The following is a 23865-nucleotide window of genomic DNA, read 5'->3' as shown; positions in this document are numbered from 1 at the left end:
CCGGAGACCACCAGGTCGAAACCGGCCTTCTCGATCGCCTTCGCCAGAACCAGCGAGGTACCGATCGCGTCCGTGCCGTGCAGGTCGTCGTCCTCGACATGGATGGCCTTGTCCGCACCCATCGACAGCGCCTTGCGCAGCGCGTCCTTGGCGTCCTCCGGACCCACCGTCAGCACGGTGACCTCGACGTCGTCGTCCGAGTTCTCGGAAATCTGCAGCGCCTGCTCGACCGCGTACTCGTCCAGTTCGGAGAGCAGACCGTCCACGTCGTCACGGTCGACGGTCAGGTCATCGGCGAAGTGCCGGTCGCCAGTGGCGTCGGGCACGTACTTCACAGTGACAACGATCCTCAGGCTCACGCCGGCTCTCCTACTGCATCGTCTTTTCTGGGCTGCCTCTTGCAGGCAGCATAGGCGCCTCAAGCGGCTCATCCCGGTCGGGGCGGCCGCGCGCTCCGAACGAAATATTACTCGTCAGTACACCCAGTTCATCCCCGCTAAGCAAGCGCTTTGAACTGTGACCTTCGCAACGCAGCGTAACCGGAACTCGACGCGTTCGCAGAACGAGGGACGCGTGATCAATCCCGCAATCCGCTGAACCCACCCTGGTGATAGAGGAGCGGCCGGCCTGTGCCGGACGGGTCGCCGACAACCACTTCGGCCAGCACGATGCGATGGTCACCGGCCGGGACGCGCGCGACGACCCGGCACACCAGCCAGACCAGCACGTCGTCGAGGACCGGGACGCCCGCGTGGCCCTCGCGCCAGTCGGTGGGCGCCGCGAACCGGTCGGCGCCGCTGCGCGCGAAGGTGGCCGCGAGCTCCTGCTGGTGCTCGCCGAGGATGTGGACGCCGATGTGCTCGGCGGTCGATATCGCGGGCCAGCTGGAGGCGCCCACGCCTACGCCGAACGAGAGCATCGGGGGCTCGGCGGAGACGGAGGTCAGAGAGGTGGCGGTGAAGCCGACCGGGCCGTCGGCACCGGTCGCGGTGATCACCGCGACGCCGGCCGCGTGCCGCCGGAAGGCGGAGCGGAGCAGGTCGGGGGAGGCGAGCTGAGGGGTGCCGAGGTCGGGCGTGGCCGTCATGGAGTTGTCCTTCTGCGGGAGGCGTCGTTCGGGTCCGTGGCTGCTCAACAGCCCGGACAGCGCGCGCTCGCATGGCGGGCCAGGTCGACGTGGACCCGCGCGAAGAGAAGGAGTTCCGGAGGCATACGGTCAGGTTGACGATAGGTGGTGCGCCCAGTCAAGTACGTTCCGACATATGGGAGATGCCTCACCGTCAACGACACAGCCGTCAAACCGCCTCTCCCAGGGCCGCGATGACGTCCGCCCTGCGCGGCTGTCCGGTGGCCCGGCGCACCACGCGGCCGTCCGCGTCGAGCACCAGCACGGTGGGCGTCTTGAGGATCTCCAGTTCGCGTACGAGGTCCAGGTGGGCCTCGGCGTCGATCTCGACGTGGGTGACCCCGGGGACCATCCCGGCGACCTCGTCGAGCACCCGGCGGGTGGCCCGGCAGGGGGCGCAGAAGGCGCTGGAGAACTGCACCAGAGTGGCCCGTTCGCCCAGTTCGCCGCCGAGTTCGGCCGCCCCGAGCCGCTTGCCGTCGTCCCGCCCGCGCACCCTTACCCTCCCGCTCCGCCGCTTGTGCAGCACTCCGTAGACGCTCGCCGCCGCGAGCACCGCCACGCACACCACCAGTCCGGTCGTCACCGGACCAAGCATTCACGAGACCGCTCGCCACCGGGACCAGCGTTCACGAGACTGCAAAGATTCCCGGCTCCCCTGCCGGCCTTCGGGGCGGAATCCTTGGTTCATGGACATCGACGCACGTGGGCCGCGGTTCGCGGCGGCCGTGACGACGGCCGTACTGGCCGCCGCACTCATCACCCGGAGCCCCTGGATCCTCGCCTGGCAGACACTCGTGTTCGCGATCGGCGCCGCCGGGGGTGTGAGCCGTTCGCCGTACGGCTGGGCCTTCCGGACCGCGGTACGGCCCCGCCTCGCTCCCCCGACGGAGTTCGAGCCGCCGGAGCCACCGCGGTTCGCCCAGGCCGTGGGACTGGTCTTCACGGGCCTCGGCCTGGTCGGATTCGGCCTCGGCCCGGGCTGGTTGGGCCTCGCCGCGACCGGACTCGCGCTCGCGGCGGCCTTCCTGAACGCGGCGTTCGGGTACTGCCTGGGCTGTGAGATGTTCCTGCTCGTCCGGCGATCGGGGGTACGGCCAGAGTAAAGGCGGGTTAAAAATCCGAGGTGGATCATGGGGCGACGTGACGAGGATCTCGCCACACCGGGGCACCAGGGCTGGCTCCCCGTCCGTTCTTCGGGCACGATCTGCGAGACGCCGTAAACCTACGGCTGCGTAACTTTCCCGCCGGGAGCCCCTTTCCCAGGCAGAGCAGAAAGGGTCCACCCAGCCCATGGCCGAGTTGGTCTACCGTCCCGTCGTCGGTTTCGCCAGGACACTGTTCAAGGTCTGGGACCTCAAGATCGACTGCCAGGGGTCGGAGAACATCCCCCGTTCGGGCGGCGCCGTGCTGGTGAGCAATCACATCAGTTACCTGGACTTCGTCTTCGACGGCCTGGCGGCGCTGCCGCAGAAGCGTCTGGTGCGGTTCATGGCGAAGGAGTCGGTGTTCCGGCACCGGATCTCCGGTCCGCTGATGCGCGGGATGAAGCACATCCCGGTGGACCGCAAGCAGGGCGAGGCGGCGTACCAGCACGCGCTGGCCTCGTTGAAGTCGGGTGAAATCGTCGGCGTCTTCCCCGAGGCCACGATCTCGCAGTCGTTCACGCTGAAGAGCTTCAAGTCGGGCGCGGCACGCCTGGCCCAGGAGGCCGGCGTCCCGCTGATCCCGATGGCCCTGTGGGGCACCCAGCGGCTCTGGACCAAGGGCCAGCCGCGCAACTTCAAGCGCAACCACCTCCCCATCACCATCCGGGTCGGCGAGCCGGTCGAGGCCCCCCGCGACCAGTACGCGGGCGCCATCACCCGCCGCCTGCGCGAGCGCGTGCAGGACCTCCTGGACACCGCCCAGCGCTCCTACCCGGCCCGCCCGAAGGACACGACCGACGGCTGGTGGCTCCCGGCCCACCTGGGCGGCACGGCCCCCACTCCGGAGCAGCTGAAGGCCGCCGAGGCGATCTGACGGCGCGCGGGCCCCTGGGGCCCGAGCTCCGGTGGCGGACTTCCGCCGCCACGACGGCAGCCGGGCCGTACTGCACGCGTCGCTCGCCTCTCGGACGCATTCCTGGCCGCCTGCCGGCGTCGGGCCGCGTTCACCCACGACTGCCTGGAACTCCCTGACTTCGTCCGGCGGCCATGAACGGCTCAGGTGGCGGACTGCGCGGGACGTACGTCGATGTGTGCGCCCGGGCTGAACTTCTCCAGCAGTTCGGCGAGTTCGGCGCCCGCCGCCTCCACCTCGGCCACCGGCATGGGGGCGAGGCTCTCCAGCAGGAAGATGGCCGAGGTCGACTGCTCGGTGAGGCGGGTGCGGGGGCCCTGGCGCCAGTTCCAGCGGCGGCAGGTGACGCCGGCGCCGTCGCACCAGACGATCTCACCGGCGTCGGGGTGCTCGACGACCTCCTCGCCGCCGGCGGCGGTCACGAAGTCCTCTTCGCCCGTGGCCCGGACCAGGCGCATCCCGCCCTGGATGAGGCCGAGGTCCTCGCCGCCGACCGGGATCAGGTGGGCGACGCTGATGGCGTTGTAGAGGTCGACGAGCAGGTTGATACGGGGCAGGCCGCCGTCCGCGAGGGCCCGCTTGGCCAGTGCCTCGGCCGAGTTGCGGGTGCGGGACGGCTTGGAGCCGAAGGCCGTGTAGGCCGCACGCCAGGCCACCATGTGCGGGTCCTCGTGCGGTGCGCGCCCGTCGAGGCGTACGGCGAGACGGCGGGCGGCGTCGTCGAGGAGGGCAGAACTCTCCTCGGTGCTGGGGCCGTTGAGCAGTCCGTGGGCCTCGATCGCGACGTGCGTGAAGCCGGGGACGAGGGCGCGCACCTCGTCGGACACGGTGAGCGTGAGAGTCATCTGTCTGCCTCAGAGTGCGGTGGGGAGCGTCTTCCAGAGATACGGACGGTCGGGCGCCGATTTCAACACGCCGAGCACGACCGGATGAGGTTCAGCGTACAGGACTGGATAGTCCATCTCACTGGACTCCGGATCGGGGACGAAGGCCAGCCGCTCGCCGTCGAGGGAGAAGCGGGCGTCGACACCGGGTTTGTTGCCGCGGGGGTCCTGCCGGTGCCAGGCGCCGTTGAAACGGACGGCGACCTTCTCTGCACTAACGGTGTGCGCGTCTGATGAGGCCGAAGGATTCGATCGGGGAGGAGGAGTGGCCGCCGATCACGATCCGGGATGCGGACCATGCTCACTCCTCCATGCCGTCGGCCGGGATTCGATCAGACGGGGAAGTGCCAGAGGAGGAAGAGCATGGCGCCCGTCAGGAGCTGCATCCGGGTGCGGGCTTCCTGGGCATCGGAGAGCCCCGGGTGAGAGCCGCGCAGATGCGAGATGTCCCACAGGCCCTGGATCATGGTGCCTCCGTCCTTGTGAGGCAGCGGCTTGCCGGTGACCGCAGGGCCGGGGCCGCCCTGGACGTAGAGGTTCTTGATCGCGATGCCACCCTGGTTGGCCCGCCCGAGGTCCTGGTAGCCGGTGTGGTCGATCGCCAAGTTGACGATCAGATCTTCGAATGCCGTCCGAAGCTGCCCGTTGGACGACGCGTGGTCCTGCTCCGAGAAGTGCTTGCGTGCTGCCTGGTAGTGGCCGAGGGCCTGGGCGTATCCCCGGACGGACAACTCGTGTTCAAGCGCGGTCATCTCTTCCGGGAGGGGTGCCTGACTGGCGTCGAACGGCAGGATCTTCACCTTGTGGCGGAATTCGAAGGGGTCGAAGTCGTCCTCCGCCACCTGGTCGACGAGTTCGTAGCCATCGCTCCGGAGAGCTTCGGCGAGGTCGCCGACCAGGCTCCGCTGGTGGTCGCGGAGGTCAAACTCCACGAGGACTCGGGCGAAGTCGAGGAGTGCCTGGTGAGCCTTTGCATCGTCTTCCTCGACGGCCCTGTCACGGGCATCGTTCAGAGCGGTCCGCAGGATCTCCTGCCGGTAGTCGTCCTTGTCGATGCCCCTGGACCAGAGGTTCGCTTCCATGAGCAGATCGAAGATGTCGGACTGGCCGAGCCCCTTGCCGATCTTGATCATTCGGGCGAGCGTCCGGGTACTGAGCGTTTGCATGACGTCCATCATCCGGGCCTGAACACAGCCATGCATCCATATTCCAGAGAGCTTGTCGGCCTATGTGAGGGTCAACCTTGTTTGTCAACCTTCTCCTTGGTGCCGGGATGCGGCGGACTGCTCGGGGAACTCGGGGATGCCCAGGGAAACAGGGCCGACTCTCTCGAAGCGCATCGTCTGCTGGCGCTTGCTGCGGAGGAAGGTCAGGGTCAAGTCGAGTCCTTCGATCTCGCCCTGCCAGCCCTCGGTGACGGCCCGCTTGCGGCGGGCCAGGAGGTCCTCCTCGATCTCGCCGAGGCGGGGCAGCATCTTGGGGTTGACGCTGAGCATCGGGCAGCGGATGCAGGCGTGCTCGTGTGCGCAGGGGGTTCCGTAGGGGCGGCCGCAGGAGCCGAGTTCGATGCGGCGTTTGTCGAAGTGCTCCTGGAAGTCGGTCCACTCCTCCGGGGTGGGGTCCCGGTATTCCTCCTTCGGCCGTTCGGCCCGGCGCCGGGCGAGGAACTGGTGGTAGTTGCTGATCACGTCCTCGTCGAAGACCGCGACGTAACCGCGGGTGGTTCGGATATCGAGATGGCCGAGCAGGGCCGCGCCGATGTGGATCGGCAGGCCGTTGTTGACCAGTTCGGTGGCGAAGAGCCTGCGGAAGTCGTGGGGCGCGAACCTGATGTCCTTGAACTGCGGGTGGGTGAGGGCGAGGTCGTCGCAGGCCCGCCCGATCAGGCGCCAGACGGTTGTGCCGGACATGCCGCGCTGGGTGCCGCCGTGGAAGTTCTGGAACAGGTAGGGCATGGGTTCGCTCCAGGTCCTTTCGTGGCTGTCGTAGCGGACGCAGACCGGGACGGTGCCGTGCTCGTTGCGGTGCCGGCGGATGACCTGAGCGACGACGTGGAAGAGCTCGGCGGACATGGGGATGATCCGTTCGCGGTCGCTCTTGGACGGGGTGACGACGAGCAGGGCCACGACTTCGCCGTTGGGCCGTTGGTACTGCCGGACGCTGAGATGCGTCAGCTCGGTCAGTTCCTCGGCCCGCAGGCCTGCCAGCCGCAGGGTCTCGACGATGGCCCACTGCCAGAAGGTGACGCCCTCGTCCTTGGAGACGTGTACCAGTTCACCGGTGGCGCGGTTGACCGCCCGGACCGGCGGGCGGTTGTGCCGCTGGTCCTTGGAAGAGACGCGGAGCCAGGTGACGCCCTCGGCGGTGAACTCCTCACCGTTCTCGACCGTGAGTGCGGCGTCCAGCAGGGTCCGCAGGCGGTGCCATCGGTCGTTGACGTGCTGGGAGAGGATCGGCAGAAGGGGCTGGCGGTCGCGGGTGCGGTTGGCCATGCGTTCTTGCAGCCGTCGCCGCCGGACCTGGAACCATCGCAGGTCGGCGTCGCGGATCGGGCAGGGAGCGACCCACTTTGCCCAGCGTTCAGGCTCGGCGGCGGCCCAGCTTTGCAGGTCGAGGTAGAGCGCGCGGACCGCCATCATCGGCCCGTCGACGTCAAGCCGTGGCTTGCCGTCAGACAGGACCATCAGCCATTCCTTCCACTGCGTGAATGTCTCCTCCGACAGCTTCAGGTCCTTCTGCCCGGGGTTGATCTTCTCGATCTGCTTCCAGAAGGTCCTGACCAGAAGTCTCGTCAGCTGCCGCAGGGTGGAGTAGTCCAGGCCCGCCGAGCGGCGGCGGATGTACTCGACCAGCAGGTCCCTCATCTCACGGTTGCGGAGCTGGTGGCGGTCGACGGCTTCCTCGACGGAGACCTGCCCGCGGGTGACGGCGCCGCGCAGGCTGCGGGGTGCGGACGCCGGGAAGTGGCCCATCTCGTGGAGGATCGGCCAGGCCAGGGTTCCCGCGAAGCTGGTCTTGTCCCCGGCCAGCTCGTGCCTGTAGGACTCGACGGCGTAGTGCAGCAGGCCCTCGGGGGTCAGGTCCTTCAGGTCGATGCCGAAGACGGTCAGCGCGCAGCAGACGTCGAACTTGGTGCGGGTGCGGCGGGACTGGCTCATGGGCAGCTGGTCGGCCCGTCGGCAGAACTCTTCCAGCAAGGGGTCCTGGGCGACGCCGCGGAACCAGGGCGAGTAGTGGAAGAAGCGGTTGCAGCGGAAGCCCAGCAGGGTGGGACGCACCAGCCGCAGGGCGAACGCCTGGCCGGTCGCGCAGTTCAGCTTCGTGCGCAGGATTCTGTTGCCACCGGCGGCATCCCCGACCGGCCGTCCCTCGTCATGGCCGGAGGCTTCCCACCGCTCCTGCCACGTGTCCCCGGGAAAGGTGGCGAGGTGACCGAGGAAGGCCCGACTTCAGGTCCTCGGACTGGGAGAAGTGATCGGCCGTGACGTTGGCGATGTCCTCTGCCGGCGCCGTGCTGAAGTCACCCAGCGAGCGGGGCGGCCGGGACGGCGCCGGGGGTGGAGCCGGGAGGATCGCGGTCGGCGTGTAGATGCCGTCGCGGCCGGGCTCTTCGGCTTCGTGGCGACGGACCCGGTTGGTCGTCGGGCCCTTGATCCGCATGCTGTTTCCGACCTTACTGCCCGGCACCAAACACCGCCTCGATGTCGTCCGCGGCGTACTGGGTCGGCCACGACACCGGCTGAACCGGCCGGGCGTAGTAGGCCACGAGCTTGTCCAGCAGGTCGTCCAGTCCGACGGCCGTGTAGAGCTCGGTAGTGCTGATATGCGCGTGGCGCAAGATCGTCTGTACTTCGTGCAGCTTCAGCTCCGGGTCCCTGGCCATCCGTTTCGCGGCGGTGTGGCGCAGGTCGTGCAGGGTCCAGTTCGCCCCGAGGACCTCGCAGGCCCGCTGGAAGACACGGCGGGCCGCCCAGTAGGTCAGCGGCCGGGACTCACCCCTGCGGGTGCGCCAGATGGGCATCCCATCGGGCGGCAGCCCATCCTCTTCCAGGTAGGCGGCCAGGTATGCCAGTCCTTCCGGAGAGGTCGGGACCGGCTGCCGGGCCCGGGTGCCCTTGGAGATCACCCAGAGCTGACCCTTGGTCCACTCGATGTCTCCGAGACCGACCCCCAGCAACTCGGACGCCCGGGAGGCGGAAGCCAGGTAGTTCGACAGCAGGGCCTGATCCCGGGCGCACTTCATCTGCGTGAACAGCTCGTTCCACTGGTCGTCGGGGATGGACCGCGGATGCCGGACGGCCACCTTCGGCCGCAGCCGGGCCCGCCGGTGCTGCTGGCGGACCTCAAGCGGCGAGCGGTGGGCCAGCGCGGCGCGGCGGGCCGCGCTCTCCGGGACCGGGTTGGCCACCGGCCCACGGCCGAAGGGCTGGTGGAAGGCGTAGAAGCCGTGGACCACGGTCAGGTTGTGGGCGATCGTCGACGGCACGTATCCGGCCCGCAGGGTGGGCTTGCCCGTCTTGGGGTTCACGGACCCGGCCGGGTGGCTGCCGGGGCGCCGCCGTTCGCGCTGCGGGTTACGGGCGTGCCTCAGCCAGCCGACCAGGGCCGCGGTCTCCGCCTCGGTGACCTGCTCCCATCCCACGTCCAGGGCCCAGAGCACCCGGTGCCAGCGCAGCAGGTCGTAGCCGTAGCTCCGGCAGGTCGCCGTACTGGCGTCGCCGAGCATCCGGTCCCGCAGGTAGACGCTGACCGGTTCGATCTCACGGCCGGCGGCGTCCACCACCAGCCACGGCAGCGACGGCGTCGTACCCGCGACCACAGCACCGACCCGGGGCAGCCGTACCCGCCCGTCAATCAGATCTCGATGAAGCGAAGGAGTCTCATGCACCGTCACATGATCAGAACTCAGGGCCCACGAACCGAACGGGAACCCCAGTTGGTGCAGTTAACAGACCAGGCCGTGCACCACATGACCGCCGCCGCCGCCGTCGTCGTGGGCCAGCCGTTGGTAGCACAGGGCGGTGGGGATGTCCTCGGCCCGCAGCAGGGCGGCGAGGGCGTGGGCCTTGGCATGACAGATGCCGGTGCGCTGCTCCAGTACGTCCGAAGCGCGCCAGGTGACGCGCGGGTCGTCGGCGTCGACGGAGTGCGGGATCGCGTCCCGCACGAATTCATACGCGGCCTGTGCATAGGCATACGAGTCCGCGACCCCTGCGGCCAGCCGGGCGGCCGTCTCCCGGACCACGGGACGGTGATGGTCGATGACCTCGTCCGCGGCCAGATACGCGGACAGGTCGGTGGTGTTCTGGATCAGCTCCATGTCCGCAGAGCATAGGAATGCGATCACCCGAGCGTCAATGACTTTTCAGGTGACCGCATATCTATGCATCGCGTGGGACTACCGCGCCATCTCCTCCTTGAGTGCCGCGACGAACGTGTCCACGTCCTCCTCGGTCGTGTCGAAGGCGCACATCCAGCGCACGTCTCCGGCGGCCTCGTCCCAGAAGTAGAACCGGAAGCGCTTCTGCAGGCGCACGCTCACGTCGTGCGGGAGGCGCGCGAAGACGCCGTTGGCCTGCACCGGGTAGAGGATCTCCACGCCGTGCACGGCACGGACGCCCTCGGCGAGCCGCTGGGCCATCTCGTTGGCGTGCCGGGCGTTGCGCAGCCACAGGTCCTTGGCGAGCAGGGCCTCCAGCTGCACCGACACGAAGCGCATCTTGGAGGCCAGCTGCATGGACAGCTTGCGCAGGTGTTTCATGTGGCTGACGGCGTCCTGGTTGATCACCACGACCGCCTCGCCGAAGACGGCGCCGTTCTTGGTACCGCCCAGGGAGAGGATGTCGACGCCGACGGCGTTGGTGAAGGTGCGCATCGGGACGTTCAGGGAGGCCGCCGCGTTGGCTATCCGGGAGCCGTCCAGGTGCACCTTCATGCCGTGCGCGTGGGCGTGCTCGCAGATCGCGCGGATCTCGTCCGGCGTGTACAGGGTGCCGAGCTCGGTGCTCTGGGTGATGGACACCACCTGCGGCATCGCGCGGTGCTCGTCGTCCCAGCCGTACGCCTGCCGGTCGATCAGCTCCGGGGTGAGCTTGCCGTCGGGCGTGGGCACGGTGAGCAGCTTGAGGCCGCCCATGCGCTCGGGGGCGCCGCCCTCGTCGACGTTGATGTGCGCGCTCTCGGCGCAGATCACCGCGCCCCAGCGGTCGGTGACCGCCTGGAGCGCGACGACGTTGGCGCCGGTGCCGTTGAAGACCGGGAAGGCCTCCGCGCTCGCCCCGAAGTGGCTGCGGATGATCCGCTGGAGGTTCTCGGTGTACTCGTCCTCGCCGTAGGCCACCTGGTGGCCGCCGTTGGCCAGGGTCAGGGCGGCGAGCACCTCGGGGTGGGCCCCGGCGTAGTTGTCACTGGCGAAACCGCGGACCTGCGGATCGTGGTGGCGACGCGCGTCGGTCCTGGGAGGGTTCACGGCTTCTCGGTCAGCCACAGACGGTTTCCGTTCACTTCGGCGGCGGACTTGCTCCAGACGCCCTCGATGGCCTGGGCCAGGTCCTTGACGTCCGTGAAGCCCGCGAACTTCGCGTTGGGCCGCTCGGCGCGCATCGCGTCGTGGACCAACGCCTTCACCACCAGGATGGCAGCGGCGGAGGTCGGGCCCTCGGGGCCCCCGGCCTTGCGGAAGTAGTCGGCCAGGGCGAGCGTCCACGCCTCGGCGGCGGCCTTGCCCGCGGCGTACGCGGCGTTGCCCGCGGTGGGCCTGCTCGCGGCGGCGGCGCTGATCAGGACGTACCGGCCGCGCTCGCTGCGCTGCAGCGCCTCGTGGAAGGCCAGGGAGGTGTGCTGCACGGTCTTGACGAGCAGCAGTTCCAGGAAGTCCCAGTCGTCCAGACTGGTCTTGGTGAAGGTCTCGCTGCCGCGCCAGCCGCCGACGAGGTGGACGAGACCGTCGACGCGGCCGAAGTCCTTCTCGATGTGGGTGGCCCAGTCCCGGGTGGACTGGAGATCGAGCAGATCCACCGTGTCACCCGTGACGCTCGCGCCGCCGGACGCGTAGCGGGCCGCGTCGACGGCCTCCGACAGGCGCTGCGGGTCGTTGTCCGCCCCGACCACGGTCGCGCCGGCCTCGGCCAGCCGCATCAGCGTCGCACGCCCCGCGGGTCCGCCCGCGCCGGCCACCGCGATCACCGCACCGCTGAGAGCCCCGTTGCCCACCATGTCGTTCCCCTCTTGAACCTCTTGAGCCGTGTTCCCGTGCCGGTCGCTCACGCGGCGACCGGCTCGGCGCTGTCCGCCGTGATGCCCTTGGTCTCGGCGATCACGTTCTTCAGTTTCTTGGACAGGGCCTCGTAGAACATGCTGAGCGGAAACTCGTCCGGAAGCACGTCGTCCACGAGCTTGCGCGGCGGGAGGGTCAGGTCCAGGGCGTCCGGGCCCTTGGCCCACCTGGAGCCCGGGTGCGGGGCGAGATAGGTGGCGACCAGCTCGTAGCCGGCGAACCAGTGGACGAGCTTCGGGCGGTCGATGCCGTCCTTGTAGAGCTTCTCGATCTCGGCGCAGAGCTGGTTGGTGACCTGCGGGGCCCGCTCCCAGTCGATGGCGAGCTTGTTGTCGGTCCAGCGGACCACGTCGTGCTTGTGCAGGTAGGCGAAGAGCAGCTGGCCGCCGAGCCCGTCGTAGTTGCGGACGCGGTCGCCGGTGACCGGGAAGCGGAACATGCGGTCGAAGAGCACGGCGTACTGCACGTCACGGGCCTGCGGGACGCCGTCGGCGGCCAGCTTCACGGCCTCCTTGAAGGCGGTGAGGTCGCAGCGCAGCTCCTCCAGGCCGTACATCCAGAACGGCTGGCGCTGCTTGATCATGAACGGGTCGAACGGCAGGTCGCCGTGGCTGTGGGTGCGGTCGTGGACCATGTCCCACAGCACGAAGGCCTCCTCGCAGCGCTTCTGGTCGTGGACCATCGCGGCGATGTCCTCGGGCAGGTTCAGACCCAGGATGCCGACGGCCGCGTCGGTGACCCGGCGAAAGCGGGCGGCCTCGCGGTCGCAGAAGATGCCACCCCAGGAGAATCGTTCCGGCGCCTCGCGTACGGCGATGGTCTCCGGGAAGAGGACGGCGGAGTTGGTGTCGTACCCGGCCGTGAAGTCCTCGAACTTGATGCCGCAGAACAGCGGGTTGTCGTAGCGGGTGCGCTCCAGTTCGGCCAGCCAGTCCGGCCAGACCATGCGCAGCACGACCGCCTCCAGGTTGCGGTCCGGGTTGCCGTTCTGCGTGTACATCGGGAAGACGACCAGGTGCTGGAGGCCGTCCGCGCGGCCCGCCGCGGGCTGGAAGGCCAGCAGCGAGTCGAGGAAGTCGGGGACCCGGAAGCCGCCGTCGACCCAGCGCCGCAGGTCGGTCACCAGCGCCCGGTGGTAGTCGGCGTCGTGCGCGAGCAGCGGGGACAGCTCCTCGACGGCACCGATCACGGCGTCCGCGGCCCGCTCGGCGTCGGCGCGCGCGGGGGCGTCCTCGGCGTCGAAGTCGATCGAACCGTCCTTGGACTGCCATGGCCGGATCCGCTCCACGGCATCCTTGAGCACGGGCCATGCAGGGTGCTCGACCACCCTGGTCACGGGAGGAACCAGCTCCTCCGAACCCACCTGCACAAGAATTTCCGTCATGACCCATCCTCCACGGGAGAAGCTTCCGTAAGGACACCGTATGCATACGGGCTTTCTCCCAGCAAGGGGGACCTCAGGAAATTATCCTGCGGCACCCCTTCTTCACCGCGCTTTTTCCTGTGCGAAACCGTGAATGCGCTCACATCCACTACCGCCGGTGATGAGTCGTCAGATCCCCGGACCGCATGGATCCGGCCGGTCAATACACGGCGGGACTCGCCCACCCCCGGGTGACCGCCGTCAGGGGCACGGGCCAGACACCGCGCGCCCGGCGCACCAATCCCCCGTGTACGCAGGGGTTCATCGCGGCGGGCGGCCATTAGGCTGCGCCCAGCCGCGTGGACAGCGACGTCCGTCGCACGGTCCGCGCGTGTGCCCCCACCGCCGCCGTCGACGGAAGCGAGTTGAATCTTGAACTTCCAGACCATCGGTCACCGCGGAGTCATGGGCGTCGAGCCCGAGAACACCCTCCGTTCCTTCGTCGCCGCCCAGCAGGCCGGCCTCGATCTGATCGAACTCGATCTGCACCTCAGCAAGGACGGCGCCCTGGTCGTCATGCACGACACGGAGGTGGACCGCACGACCGACGGCACCGGCCCGATCGCCGAGAAGACCCTGGAGGAGCTGCGCACCCTGGACGCGGGCCGCGGGGAACGGGTGCCGGTGTTCGAGGAAGTCCTGGACGCGGTGAAGGCACCCCTCCAGGCCGAGATCAAGGACGTGGCGGCGGCCCGCGCGCTGGCCGAGGTCATGCTGCGGCGGGACCTGGTGTCCCGGGTGGAGGTGTCCTCGTTCCACGACGAGGCCGTCGCCGAGATCGCCCGGCTGGTGCCCGGCGTGCGCACCGCGCTGATCGCGAGCCGCTACGACACCGACGTGGTCGAGCGCGCCCAGGAGGTCGGGGCGGCGACCCTCTGTCTCAACATCCGGCGGCTGACCCTGGAGGTCGTCGAGCACGCCCGCAAGGCCGACCTGCGGATCATCGGCTGGGTGGTGAACACCCAGGACCACCTGCGGCTGGTGCGCGCGCTCCAGCTGGACGGCGCGACGACCGACTACCCGGAGATCAAACGCACCGCCCGCTTCACCGCCTGACCGGAGGTACGACCGTCACACCAGCGGCTTGACCAGCAGCTCGAACCGCAGGCCGGTGCGCAGCGGGATGCCGAAGCGCTCGTCGCCGTACGGGAACGGCGTCGTCCTTCCCGTACGGCGGTAACCGCGCCGCTCGTACCAGGCGATCAGGTCGTCCCGTACCGAGATCACGGTCATGTGCATCTCGGTGACGCCCCAGTCCTCCCTCACCCGGCGCTCCGCCTCGGTGATGACGACCTTGCCGAGGCCCGCGCCCTGGAGGGCGGGGCTGACCGCGAACATGCCGAAGTAGGCGTGAGCGCCACGGTGTTCGAGCTGACAGCAGGCGACGACCCGGCCGTCCCGCTCGACGGTCAGCAGCCTGCTGTCCGGCGCCTTGATCACTTCGAGGACGCCGTCCGGGTCGGTCCGCTGCCCGTCCAGGATGTCCGCCTCGGTGGTCCAGCCGACCCGGCTGGCCTCGCCCCGGTACGCCGACTCGACCAGCGCGACGAGCACGTCCACGTCGGCGTCGGTGGCGTCCCGGAAGGTGAGTCCGGTGGCGGCGTTCTCCATGGGCGGGTTCTCCGATCTCGGGCACTGCTGAGCCGGGGACGAGCCTAACGCCGCGGTCCGGCTCCCGGTTCCGGGTGCCCGTCCGCGGAGCCGCCTGGCACTACGCTCCGGTTGCATGGTGCACGTACTGAGCAGCCGGACCCTTCTCCACCCCACCGACGCCGAGCGCTCCCGCGCCTTCTACGGCGGACAGCTCGGCCTCGCCGTCTACCGCGAGTTCGGTACGGGCCCGGAGCGCGGCACGGTCTACTTCCTCGGCGGCGGTTTCCTGGAGGTCTCCGGACGCTCGGACACGCCCGCCTCGCCGGCCGTACAGCTGTGGCTGCAGGTCGCGGATGTCACGGCGGCGCACGAGGAGCTCGCGGCGAAGGGCGTCGAGATCGTGCGTCCGCCGGTGAAGGAGCCGTGGGGGCTGGTCGAGATGTGGATCGCCGATCCGGACGGCACCAGGATCGTGCTGGTGGAGGTGCCCGCCGATCATCCCCTGCGGTACCGGCCGGGGATCTAGCGCCACGGGCCGGAGACCCGGCGTTGCAGGCCGGAGATCCGGCGTTGCAGGCGGGGGTCCCGGCACGACCGGCGGGGACCCGGCACGACCGGCGGGGATCCGGCACCACCGCCCGGGGATCCGCCACGGCCGCCCGGGGATCCGGCACAACTCGTGAGGACCCGGCGCTGTGAGGGGCCCGCGACCCGGCGCGCCCCCGGAGGAAGGGGTCTGGCACAACCGGCCAGGGATCCGGCACGCCCTCGGGAATCCGGCCGTGCAGGCCCGCGATCCGGCCTCGCGGGTCTCCCGATGGCCGCTGTCAGTGGCGGGGTCTAGCGTTCGAAGGAGAGATCCCTCGCGAGGAGTGGCCATGAAGTTCGACAAGCCGGTGACGGGTGGGCCCTGCTGGACGGAGCTGGGGACCGACGACCTGGAAGGGGCCAAGCGGTTCTACGCGGAGCTGTTCGGCTGGCGTCCGGAGACGGACCCCCGGCAGGAGGCGGGCGGCTACACCGTGGCGCACATCGGGGACGCGGCGGTCGCGGCGATCACCCCGCGGTACCAGGAGTCCCAACCGGTCGCGTGGAACGTGTCGTTCGCGGTGACGGACGCGGACGCGACCGCGCGGCTGGTGGAGGAGGCCGGCGGGACGGTGGCCGTCGGCCCGATGGACATCTTCGACGTGGGCCGCTTCTCGGTCGCCCTCGACCCCACCGGCGCGGCCTTCCAGTTGTGGGAGGCGCGGGACTTCCCGGGCGCCGGGCTGCTCAACGCGCCCGGTGCGCTGGGCTGGGTGGAGCTGGCGACCCGGGACACCTCCCGGGCCAGGACCTTCTACACCACGATCTTCGGCTGGAGCACCGAGGGCTCCGAGTGGTACACGGAGTTCACCGTCGGCGGGCAGGAGTTCGGCGGCATGGCCGACATGGGCGACCGGTACCCGGCCGAGGTGCCTGCGCACTGGCTGCCGTACTTCGCGGTCGAAGACGTCGATGCGACGGCACAGGCGGCCGTGGCCGCCGGCGGTGCCGTGCGGGCGGGGCCGATGACCGTGCCGGACGGCCCGCGTATCGCCGTACTCACCGACCCGCAGGGTGCGGCGTTCGGCGTCTTCAGAGCGGCCGAGGAGGGCTGAGCGGACTCACCGCGCCGGCGCCTCAGGCCCGCAGCGCGCCCATCCTGCCCTCCAGCCGGCCCAGCAGCTCGGCCAGCAGACCCGCCAGTTCGCCCTGCCCCTGCGGGGCGAGCACGGACAACACGGCCGTCTCGTAGGCGAGTTGCTCGGGCAGAATGCCGTCGACGAGGTCGCGGCCCGCGTCGGTGAGGCGGAGGTGGGCGACGCGCCGGTCGCGGGCGTCGCCGCGCCGTTCGACCAGGCCCCGCTCGGTGAGCTGCTTGAGGCGCTTGGTGACGGCGGCACCGGAGGAGAAGGTCTCCTTGGCGAGTTCGCTCGGGGTCAGTTCATGACCGGTGCGGCGCAGCGCGCCGAGCAGGTCGAACTCGGGGCGGCTGAGGCCAGCCCGGCGCAGCGGGGCGTCCTCGGCCTGCTGGAGCAGGGCGGCGCAGCGGTTGATCCGGCCGATCACCTCCATGGGCCCGGTGTCCAGCTCGGGGTGGACGTCCCGCCACTGCCGGACGACTGCGGCGACCGTGTCGTCCCTGCCCGTGTCCTTGTCTTTGTCCGTCCCCCAGTCCGCGCCTCTACCCGCGTCGCTCCCGGCCGCCGGTCGTCCGTTGGTCGCCGTCATGGCCGTACGTCCTCCGTTGTCCTCGCGTGGTCCCAGGAGTGCGGCCCCTGGCGTCGTACCGTCGCGGCGAGCGTACGGTGTCCGGACTGCTCGGCGAGCACGACCCGCTCCTGGGGCAGCGCGCGTTGCCACCACTCGCCGGACGCGGCGTCGGCCGTGGCGCGCAGTTCGGCCAGGGCGGCGGAGAGGGTGCGCCGGGCGGATTCCAGGGCGCGCGGGGCCGGGTGCGGCTCGGCGAGCACGCGGGCGGCCTGTTCGCGGGCGCGTTCGACGGAGGTCAGGGCGTGTTCGATCCGGTCGCCGGCCCGGCGGTTGGTGACGAGGACGGCGGTGACGAAGCCGACGAGGGCGCCGACCAGGGTGTCCACGATCCGCTCGGTGATCAGCTGCCCGGCGTCCTGGGTGCGGGCGAACTCGGTGATGAGCAGGGCCATCGGGGTGACGCAGACGCTGCCGAGCCAGTAGTTGCGGCCGATCAGCGCCTCGGCGCCGAAGTTGAAGGCGAGGCAGCACAGCACCAGGGCGGCCGGGTGCAGATGGGCGAGCGGTACGACGGCGGCGAAGACGAGGACGCCGAGGAGGTTGCCGACGACGCGCTGGACGCCCCGGCTCCAGGTGAGGGTGACGTTGGCCTGGTAGAGGGAGGCGGCGGTGACCAGCGCCCAGTAGGGCCGTCCGACGCCGAGGGCCAGGGAGGCGTATCCGGCGAGGGCGCAGCCCAGCGCGGTGCGGGCGGCGAGGGGGGCGAGCGGGCCGAGCCGGTGCCACAACGGGCGCAAGGGTACGGCGAGTTCGGCGTCGACGCCGAGGAGTTCGTCGTCGGCGCCGGCCACCCGCGGGACGCGTCCGGTGCCGCGCAGGTCGCGGGCCCAGCCGCGCAGCCGCTCGGGGTCGGCGTCGGCGGGGGCGGCGAGGGCGACCTCGGCGCGGACGACGAGGTGTTCGAGGGCGCGGCGGGTGCGGTCGGTGCGGGCGCCGGTGGCGAGCAGGGACTGCCAGGCGGCCTGTACGGCGGCGCCCGCGGCACGGGCCTTCGCGTGCGGGTCGCCGGTGCCGCGGGTCTCGGCGTAGGCGGCAGCCGCGTTCAGGGCGTGGGCGGTGGCCCGGCGTTCGGGGCCGTGCGGGCGCAGCAGTCCGGGTGCCATGCCGACCAGCCAGGCCCAGGCGCCCGCCGCGAGGGCCAGTCCGACATGGCCGGGGACCTGGCCGAGGGTCTGGGGGGCGAACAGGGAGGCGGAGCTGATGAAGGTGAGGACGACGTTCCCGGGCGGGCCGATGCGGGAGGCGTCGCACAGCACCTTCTGCACGGCGGCCATGAGCGCGCCGACCGTGACCAGGACGACCGCGTCGGTGGTGAGGGACGCGGCGACCAGGGCGACGGCCAGGCCGCCGACCATGCCGAGGACGACCCGGAAGAGGGCGCGGGCGCGGGCCGGGTAGGGGCGGTTGTGGCCGTAGAGCGCGCACAGCGATCCGGCCATCGTGTACATCGCCAGGTCGAGGCGGCCGAGGGCCAGCAGGGCCAGGTTGGGCGGGGCCACCGCGGCGACCACGCTGAGCGCGGGCTTGAACCAGATGTCGGAGGGCCGGCCGAGGCGCAGCACCCCGGTGAGGGGAAGTGGACGGGTCGCGGTGCTCATACCCATCAATTTAGCATGTGTTTTACTCGTAAAACAATCTCGAACGGCCCTGCTCACAGGCTGTGCTCCGGCGAGTGCTCCCCGTGTACATCCTTGCGCTCGCGTGCGCGCCGTACGGCCCGGGCATCGCATCCATCGATGCGACTACGACGTCGAGCGGGGAGGTGCGCGTGCACGGACCGACTTCGCCCGGCTGGCTGCTGGTCGCGCTGTGCGCGGCGACCGGGGCCTACTGTCTGCTGCGGATGCGCAGCAGCGTCGAGGAACAGCGGCGCGCCGCGGGCGGCGAGGCGCTGATGGGGTTCGGCATGGCCGCGATGGCCGTGCCCGCGACCGCCTTCACACCGCCGGCGTGGACGTGGCCGCTCTACGCGGCCGTGTTCGGCGCGGCCGCGCTGCGCGCCCTGTGGGGCGCCCGCAGCAGCCCGCACCATCTGCACCACCTGGTGGGGACCGCGGCGATGGTCTACATGGCGGTGGTGATGGCCGCCTCGCCCGGCACCCACCACCACGGCGGCGGCGCCGGGGTGCCGCTGGTGACCGGGGTGCTGCTGGTCTACTTCACCGGCTATGTCCTGCTGTCCGGCGCGCGGCTGGTTCCGACCGCGGTCACGGCCGGTACGGGGGCGGCCAGATGGGGCGACCGGCCCGAACTGGCGCGGGCGTGCAGGCTGTCGATGGGGATCGGCATGGTGGCGATGCTGCTGGCGCTGTGAGCAAGTGACGGCACTCGCGGCACAAACGTTGCCTGCGTCACTTTGGCGCAATGGGCTGTACCCCTGAGCGGTCACCCGCTCATAGGGTGCTGGCCATGATGGTCCCTGTGGCACTGTTGCTGCTCGGCGCCCTGACCGCCGTGATCGGCCCCCGGTTGCTCGGCCGGGCCGACTGGACGGACCGGGAGCCGGTGGTCGCCCTGTGGGTGTGGCAGTGCGTGGTGGCGACCGTACTGCTGTGCTGTGCGCTGTCGATGACCCTGAGCGCGGCGGCGGCCTGGCTGGCGGTGCGCGGGCATGTGTTCGCGACCGCCCCGCGCGGGGTGGTGGACGGGTACGCGCTCGGTACGACCGGGCCATGGGCGGCGGCGACCGCGGTGACCCTGGCCTGCGCCGGGCTGTGGAGCGGGGCGATGCTGGTCCGCGAGGTCCGGCGCGCCCGGGTCGGACGGCGCCGGCGACGGGACGAACTCCTGGTCCGCGCACCGCTGTTGCCCGGCGAGGAACCGGGGAACGGCCGGCTCGTCGTCCTTGAGGGCGAGCGGCCCGACGCCTGGTGGCTGCCCGGGTCCGCGCCCCGACTCGTGGTCACCACGGCCGCGTTGCGCCGTCTGAAGGGGCCCCAGCTGGACGCGGTCCTCGCGCACGAGCAGGGGCACGCGCAGGCCCGGCACGACTGGCTGCTGCACTGCTCGGCCGCGCTGGCGGGCGGGTTCCCGCAGATCCCGGTGTTCGCCGCGTTCCGCGACGAGATGCACCGGCTGGTGGAACTGGCCGCCGACGACATGGCCTCCCGGCGCCACGGCCGCCTCACCACCGCCCTCGCCCTGGTCGAACTCAACGAGGACCGGGGCGTGTTCGGCCCAGGCCCGACCCCGCACGCCCATGTCCCGCAACGCGTCCACCGGTTGCTCACCGCCCCGGACCGACTCCCCGCACGGCACCGGCTGCGCCTGACCGCGACCGCCACCCTGGTTCCGGTGATCCCGGTGCTGGTGGCGCTCGTACCGGGTCTGCGCGCGCTCGGGTAAAGCCGTATCCAGCAGGGGAATTGCCCTCCGGGCAATGATTCGGCAAAGATCACGCCATGCGCCCCCCACCCGACGACCGCCCTGCCCCGCTCCTCGCGACCGCCGTCCTCGCCCTGTCCTCGGCGCTGCTGCTCGCCCTCGTCGCCGGCGAGTGGCCTCCCCTGGTCACCCTGGACGAGGACATCGCCGACACCACCCATCGCTGGGCCGTGGCGGACCACCACACCACCCAGGTGCTGCGCATCCTGACGGACTGGGTCTGGGACCCGCTGACCATGCGCCTGCTGTGCGCGGCGGTCGCGGTATGGCTGGTGTGGCGGCACTCGGCGTGGCGGACCGCCCTGTGGCTGGGCCTGACCTGTGCGCTGGGCACGGTCGCCCAGCAGTCCCTGAAGGTGGCCGTCGGCCGCCCCCGTCCGGTCTGGCCCGACCCGGTCGACTCCGCCGGCTACGCCGCCTTCCCCTCCGGGCACGCCATGACGGCGACCGTGGTCTGCGGCCTGCTGCTGTGGCTGCTGCACCGCTGCGGCACCGGCCGCGTGCTGTGGCGGACGGCCGTGGCCGCGGCCGGGGTCTCGGTCGTCGGCGTCGGCCTGACCCGGGTGTGGCTCGGCGTCCACTGGCCCTCGGACGTGCTCGGCGGCTGGCTGCTCGGCGCCCTGGTGGTGGCGCTGGCGGTGCTGGCGTACGAGTGGGAGCGGGGCGGCCGGGGACACCCGCACCCGTAGATCAGGCCGGCTTCGAGCGTGGGTAGAGTCCGGCGTATGACTGCCGTTCTCTTCGACTTCTCCGGGACCCTCTTCCGTATCGAGTCCACCGAATCCTGGCTGCGGGCGGTGCTCACCGAAGCCCAGGTGAGGCTCCCGGAGGGGGAGTTGACCGAGACCGCGGGGGCGCTGGAGGCGGCCGGGGCGCAGCCCGGCGGGGCGAACCCGGTCGAGCTGCCCGAGGAGCTGGCCGGGGTGTGGGCGGTGCGGGACGAGAGCGCGGAGCTGCACCGGGCCGCGTACACCGGTCTGTCCCGGCGGGTGCCGCTGCCGGACCCGGCGCTGCACGACGCGCTGTACGAGCGGCACATGGCCCCGGCGGCCTGGACGCCGTACCCGGACGCCGCCGGGGTACTGCGCTCGCTGCGCGCGCACGGGATCGGGGTCGGTGTGGTGAGCAACATCGGCTGGGATCTGCGCCCGGTCTTCCGGGAGCACGGGCTCGACGCGTACGTGGACGCGTACGTCCTGTCGTACGAGCACGGTGTCCAGAAGCCGGATCCGCGGCTCTTCACGGTCGCCCTGGAGGCGCTCGGGGCGGACCCCGCGGAGACGGTGATGGTGGGGGACAGCAGGCCCGCCGACGGCGGCGCGGCGGCACTCGGCTGCCGGGTGCACTTCGTGGACCACCTGCCGGTGACCGAACGGCCCGACGCGCTGCTGCCGGTCCTCGGCCTGGTGGGCGCGGCCCGCCGACCGGCCACGCCCACCCAGGCCTGAGGTGTCGCGCCGTCCGCCCGAGACGCTCCCCCGTGTCGCCCCGGACGGACGGCAGCCCTGAACAGGCCCCGCGCAGGGCGGTGCCCGCTGCGTCGATTATAGTTGGCTGGCAGCCAGTCAACGCAGGAGTTCCAGGATGTCCCCGCGCAGCGCCTCGGTCAATGAAGAGTTGCGCAGGCGTTCCCGGGAACGGCTTCTCCAGGCCGCGGTCGAGCTGGTCGACGAGCACGGTTTTGAAGCCACCACCCTGGGCGCCATCGCCGACCGGGCGGGTTCCGCGCGCGGACTGGTGTCGTACTACTTCCCGGGCAAGCGCCAGCTGGTGCAGTCCGCCGTGCACCGGCTGATGTGGAGCACGCTGGAGGAGGCGCTGGAGCACGAGCCGCACACCGAGGACGGCCGGGAGCGGCTGGCCCGGGCCATCGACGCGATCCTGGGCCTGGCCCGCGAACGGCCGGTGCTGATGCGCCAGCACATGGCGGGCCTGCTCCAGGCGGAGGGTTTCGTGCAGTGCCCCGAGCAGCGCCGGCTGTCCGAGCTGCTCGGCGACACCGTCGCCAGGTACGGCTCGCAGGACGTGACGGCCGACTATCCGATGCTGCGCGCCCTGCTGATGGGCGCGGTGTACGCGGCGCTGGTGCCGGGAGTGCCGATGCCGGTCCCGGTGCTGCGGGCGGAGCTGTTCGAGCGCTACGGGCTCGACTGGGAGCTGGGTGTGCCCCCGGAGTCCGCGCCGGCGACCGAGCCCCGGGACCTGTCCCGCTTCTTCGCCACCGAGGACCGGACCGAGTCCGAACAGCCGTAGTCGGCGGCGCGTGTGATGCGGCGTCAGAGAACCCGCACCCCGCGACCCCCAAGTCGCACGTAACGTAACCGTATGATCACACTCCGCACTTGACAGACACGTGTCCGCGTCACCCCTGCGGCCCCTGTCGACACGGCCGGGCCGGTGGGATGCTGGAGCCACCAGCCCCTCGGGCAAGGAGTTCCCCCGTGTTGCGTGTCGCCGTCGTCGGCTCCGGGCCGAGCGGGTGCTACACCGCCCAGAACCTCGTCCAGCTCGATCCCACGGTGTGCGTGGACGTCCTGGACCGGTTGCCGTGCCCGTACGGACTGGTGCGGTACGGAGTGGCCCCGGACCACGAGAAGATCAAGTCGCTGCAGGGGAATCTGCGCACGGTCCTGGAGCACGAGCGGGTGCGGTTCCTCGGCGGGGTCCGGGTCGGCGGCGGCCCGGGCGAACTCCCCGTGGACCGGCTGCGGAAGCTGTACCACGCGGTGGTGTACTGCGTGGGCGCCGCCGGTGACCGGCGCCTCGGCATTCCGGGCGAGGAGTTGCCCGGCAGCTGGTCGGCGACCGAGTTCGTGTCCTGGTACAGCGCGCATCCGGACGCGGTCGACACCGGGTTCGTGCGCGACGCCCGCGCCGCGGTGGTCATCGGCGTGGGCAATGTGGCGGTCGACGTGGCCCGGATGCTGGCACGGGGCGTGGCCGAGCTGAGCCCGACCGACATGCCGCAGGCGGCCCTGACCGAGCTCGCGGCGAGCCGGATAAGAGATGTCCACGTGGTGGGCCGGCGCGGCCCGTCCCAAGCCCGCTTCACCACCAAGGAGCTGCGCGAGCTGGGCGGGCTGCCGGGTACCGAAGTCCTGGTGGATCCGGACGAGTTGGCGCTCGACCCGGCCTGCGCCGACCCGTCCGCGCTGCCCGCCGCCCAGCGGCGCAACGTGGAGGTGCTGCGCGGCTGGGGCGGGACCGGCGGGCGGGGTGCGGAGCGCAGCATCTGGCTGCGTTTCTTCCTGCGCCCGGTCGAACTCCTCGCCGACGGCGGGCGGGTGGGCGCGGTGCTCTTCGAGCGCACGGAGCTCGACGCGCGCGGCCGGGTGCGGGGCACCGGGCAGTACGAGACCGTCGAGGCGCAGTTGGTGCTGCGTTCGGTGGGCTACCGGGGAGTGCCGCTGGACGGGTTGCCGTTCGACGAGGAGACCGGGACCGTGCCCCATGAGGCCGGCCGGGTCCTGCACGGCTGTTTCGGCCCGCCCGGCGACTATGTGGCCGGCTGGATCAAACGGGGCCCGACCGGCGTCATCGGCACCAACCGGCCGGACGCCAAGGAGACGGTGGCCTCCCTCCTGGAGGACGCGCCCCTGCTGCTGCGCAGGGAGGTGCCTCGGGAACCGGTCGCCGCGCTGCGCTCGACGGGCATCGAGCCGGTCGAGTGGTCGGGGTGGCAGGCGATCGAGCGGGCCGAGGCGGCACTGGGCGCCCGGCTCGGCCGCAGCGTGGTCAAGCTGGCCGACTGGGACTCCCTGCTGGAGGCGGCGCGGACGGTGTCGTAGCGGAGTCGTCGGCGACCAGGTGGGCATGACAC

23 protein-coding genes and 3 pseudogenes are annotated in these 23865 nt (G+C 71.0%); 11 read left to right on the top strand and 15 right to left on the bottom strand.

Features of this window, described 5'->3' with window-relative positions:
- From AB0D85_RS48895 to AB0D85_RS48885, 3 genes and pseudogenes are all read right to left on the bottom strand, one after another.
- Nucleotides 1–359 (bottom strand): annotated as a pseudogene (locus AB0D85_RS48895) (electron transfer flavoprotein subunit beta); the annotation flags it as partial.
- A 218-nt stretch (nt 360–577) separates the two neighbouring features.
- A complete protein-coding gene (locus tag AB0D85_RS48890) occupies nt 578–1087 on the bottom strand; it encodes a flavin reductase family protein (protein WP_362336983.1) in 510 nt (169 codons plus the stop codon).
- Nucleotides 1088–1295: 208 nt separating this feature from the next.
- On the bottom strand, nt 1296–1724 hold the full coding sequence (locus AB0D85_RS48885) for a thioredoxin family protein (RefSeq protein WP_362336980.1): 429 nt from the start codon (nt 1722–1724) through the stop codon (nt 1296–1298).
- 91 nt (nt 1725–1815) lie between these two features.
- Between AB0D85_RS48885 and AB0D85_RS48880 the strand changes: the two genes are divergently transcribed.
- Nucleotides 1816–2232, top strand: a complete 417-nt coding sequence (locus tag AB0D85_RS48880) for a DUF4395 domain-containing protein (RefSeq protein ID WP_362336977.1) — start codon at nt 1816–1818, stop codon at nt 2230–2232.
- A 187-nt stretch (nt 2233–2419) separates the two neighbouring features.
- Nucleotides 2420–3148, top strand: a complete 729-nt coding sequence (locus AB0D85_RS48875; protein WP_362336974.1) for a lysophospholipid acyltransferase family protein — start codon at nt 2420–2422, stop codon at nt 3146–3148.
- 182 nt (nt 3149–3330) lie between these two features.
- Here AB0D85_RS48875 and AB0D85_RS48870 read toward each other — a convergent pair whose 3' ends face one another.
- From AB0D85_RS48870 to AB0D85_RS48830, 9 genes and pseudogenes are all read right to left on the bottom strand, one after another.
- Nucleotides 3331–4032 carry a phenylalanine--tRNA ligase beta subunit-related protein gene (locus AB0D85_RS48870; RefSeq protein ID WP_362336971.1) on the bottom strand — a complete coding sequence of 234 codons (702 nt, stop codon included), beginning with the start codon at nt 4030–4032 and terminating at the stop codon, nt 3331–3333.
- Between the two features lie 9 nt (nt 4033–4041).
- A pseudogene (locus AB0D85_RS48865) lies at nt 4042–4275 on the bottom strand (transglutaminase); the annotation flags it as partial.
- 128 nt (nt 4276–4403) lie between these two features.
- Nucleotides 4404–5237, bottom strand: a complete 834-nt coding sequence (locus AB0D85_RS48860; RefSeq protein WP_362336968.1) for a hypothetical protein — start codon at nt 5235–5237, stop codon at nt 4404–4406.
- Between the two features lie 84 nt (nt 5238–5321).
- Nucleotides 5322–7349: a site-specific integrase gene (locus AB0D85_RS48855; RefSeq protein ID WP_362336965.1), complete on the bottom strand. Its 2028-nt coding sequence runs from the start codon at nt 7347–7349 to the stop codon at nt 5322–5324.
- 395 nt (nt 7350–7744) lie between these two features.
- Complete coding sequence (locus AB0D85_RS48850) at nt 7745–8959, bottom strand: tyrosine-type recombinase/integrase (protein ID WP_362336962.1); 1215 nt, start codon at nt 8957–8959, stop codon at nt 7745–7747.
- Nucleotides 8960–9022: 63 nt separating this feature from the next.
- A pseudogene (locus tag AB0D85_RS48845) lies at nt 9023–9391 on the bottom strand (transglutaminase domain-containing protein); the annotation flags it as partial.
- 78 nt (nt 9392–9469) lie between these two features.
- Nucleotides 9470–10540 (bottom strand): low specificity L-threonine aldolase, encoded by a 1071-nt coding sequence (locus tag AB0D85_RS48840; protein ID WP_362336959.1) that lies wholly within the window; start codon nt 10538–10540, stop codon nt 9470–9472.
- Entirely contained in the window at nt 10537–11283 is a 747-nt protein-coding gene (locus AB0D85_RS48835; RefSeq protein WP_362336996.1) for an SDR family NAD(P)-dependent oxidoreductase, read from the bottom strand. Before AB0D85_RS48835 ends, AB0D85_RS48840 begins: the two co-directional genes overlap by 4 nt.
- 50 nt (nt 11284–11333) lie before the next feature.
- Nucleotides 11334–12731, bottom strand: a complete 1398-nt coding sequence (locus AB0D85_RS48830; RefSeq protein WP_362336957.1) for a DUF6421 family protein — start codon at nt 12729–12731, stop codon at nt 11334–11336.
- A 411-nt stretch (nt 12732–13142) separates the two neighbouring features.
- Here AB0D85_RS48830 and AB0D85_RS48825 point away from each other — a divergent pair, with 411 nt between their 5' ends.
- Entirely contained in the window at nt 13143–13826 is a 684-nt protein-coding gene (locus tag AB0D85_RS48825) for a glycerophosphodiester phosphodiesterase family protein (RefSeq protein ID WP_362336954.1), read from the top strand.
- A 15-nt stretch (nt 13827–13841) separates the two neighbouring features.
- Here the strand turns inward: AB0D85_RS48825 and AB0D85_RS48820 are convergent, their stop codons facing one another.
- Nucleotides 13842–14381 (bottom strand): GNAT family N-acetyltransferase, encoded by a 540-nt coding sequence (locus AB0D85_RS48820; RefSeq protein WP_362336951.1) that lies wholly within the window; start codon nt 14379–14381, stop codon nt 13842–13844.
- Nucleotides 14382–14496: 115 nt separating this feature from the next.
- On the opposite strand from AB0D85_RS48820, the gene AB0D85_RS48815 reads away from it, so the two are divergent.
- Together AB0D85_RS48815 and AB0D85_RS48810 are read left to right on the top strand one after the other, a co-directional pair.
- Entirely contained in the window at nt 14497–14889 is a 393-nt protein-coding gene (locus tag AB0D85_RS48815; RefSeq protein ID WP_362336948.1) for a VOC family protein, read from the top strand.
- Nucleotides 14890–15241: 352 nt separating this feature from the next.
- Complete coding sequence (locus AB0D85_RS48810) at nt 15242–16006, top strand: VOC family protein (protein WP_362336945.1); 765 nt, start codon at nt 15242–15244, stop codon at nt 16004–16006.
- A 22-nt stretch (nt 16007–16028) separates the two neighbouring features.
- Here the strand turns inward: AB0D85_RS48810 and AB0D85_RS48805 are convergent, their stop codons facing one another.
- Nucleotides 16029–16619 (bottom strand): MarR family transcriptional regulator, encoded by a 591-nt coding sequence (locus AB0D85_RS48805; RefSeq protein WP_362336942.1) that lies wholly within the window; start codon nt 16617–16619, stop codon nt 16029–16031.
- Nucleotides 16616–18259, bottom strand: a complete 1644-nt coding sequence (locus tag AB0D85_RS48800; RefSeq protein WP_362336939.1) for an FUSC family protein — start codon at nt 18257–18259, stop codon at nt 16616–16618. The genes AB0D85_RS48805 and AB0D85_RS48800 overlap by 4 nt, the downstream gene beginning before the upstream one ends.
- Before the next feature lie 170 nt (nt 18260–18429).
- Between AB0D85_RS48800 and AB0D85_RS48795 the strand changes: the two genes are divergently transcribed.
- The 6 genes from AB0D85_RS48795 (at nt 18430) to AB0D85_RS48770 (ending at nt 23833) form a co-directional block, all read left to right on the top strand.
- Nucleotides 18430–18975 (top strand): DUF5134 domain-containing protein, encoded by a 546-nt coding sequence (locus AB0D85_RS48795; protein ID WP_362336936.1) that lies wholly within the window; start codon nt 18430–18432, stop codon nt 18973–18975.
- A 95-nt stretch (nt 18976–19070) separates the two neighbouring features.
- Nucleotides 19071–20006 (top strand): M56 family metallopeptidase, encoded by a 936-nt coding sequence (locus AB0D85_RS48790; RefSeq protein ID WP_362336933.1) that lies wholly within the window; start codon nt 19071–19073, stop codon nt 20004–20006.
- Nucleotides 20007–20062: 56 nt separating this feature from the next.
- The gene (locus tag AB0D85_RS48785; RefSeq protein WP_362336930.1) at nt 20063–20734 is read left to right on the top strand and encodes a phosphatase PAP2 family protein; all 672 of its coding nucleotides are present in this window, start codon (nt 20063–20065) and stop codon (nt 20732–20734) included.
- A gap of 36 nt (nt 20735–20770) precedes the next feature.
- Nucleotides 20771–21493 (top strand): HAD-IA family hydrolase, encoded by a 723-nt coding sequence (locus AB0D85_RS48780; protein WP_362336927.1) that lies wholly within the window; start codon nt 20771–20773, stop codon nt 21491–21493.
- Nucleotides 21494–21629: 136 nt separating this feature from the next.
- The gene (locus AB0D85_RS48775) at nt 21630–22298 is read left to right on the top strand and encodes a helix-turn-helix domain-containing protein (RefSeq protein ID WP_362336924.1); all 669 of its coding nucleotides are present in this window, start codon (nt 21630–21632) and stop codon (nt 22296–22298) included.
- A 188-nt stretch (nt 22299–22486) separates the two neighbouring features.
- Nucleotides 22487–23833: an FAD-dependent oxidoreductase gene (locus AB0D85_RS48770; protein ID WP_362336921.1), complete on the top strand. Its 1347-nt coding sequence runs from the start codon at nt 22487–22489 to the stop codon at nt 23831–23833.
- The last annotated feature ends 32 nt before the right edge of the window (nt 23834–23865 follow it).

This window comes from Streptomyces sp. NPDC048277 (genome assembly GCF_040652235.1).
Lineage (GTDB): Bacteria > Actinomycetota > Actinomycetes > Streptomycetales > Streptomycetaceae > Streptomyces.
The sequence above is the reverse complement of the archived record's forward strand: the minus strand, read 5'-3'. Positions and strand labels throughout refer to the sequence as shown.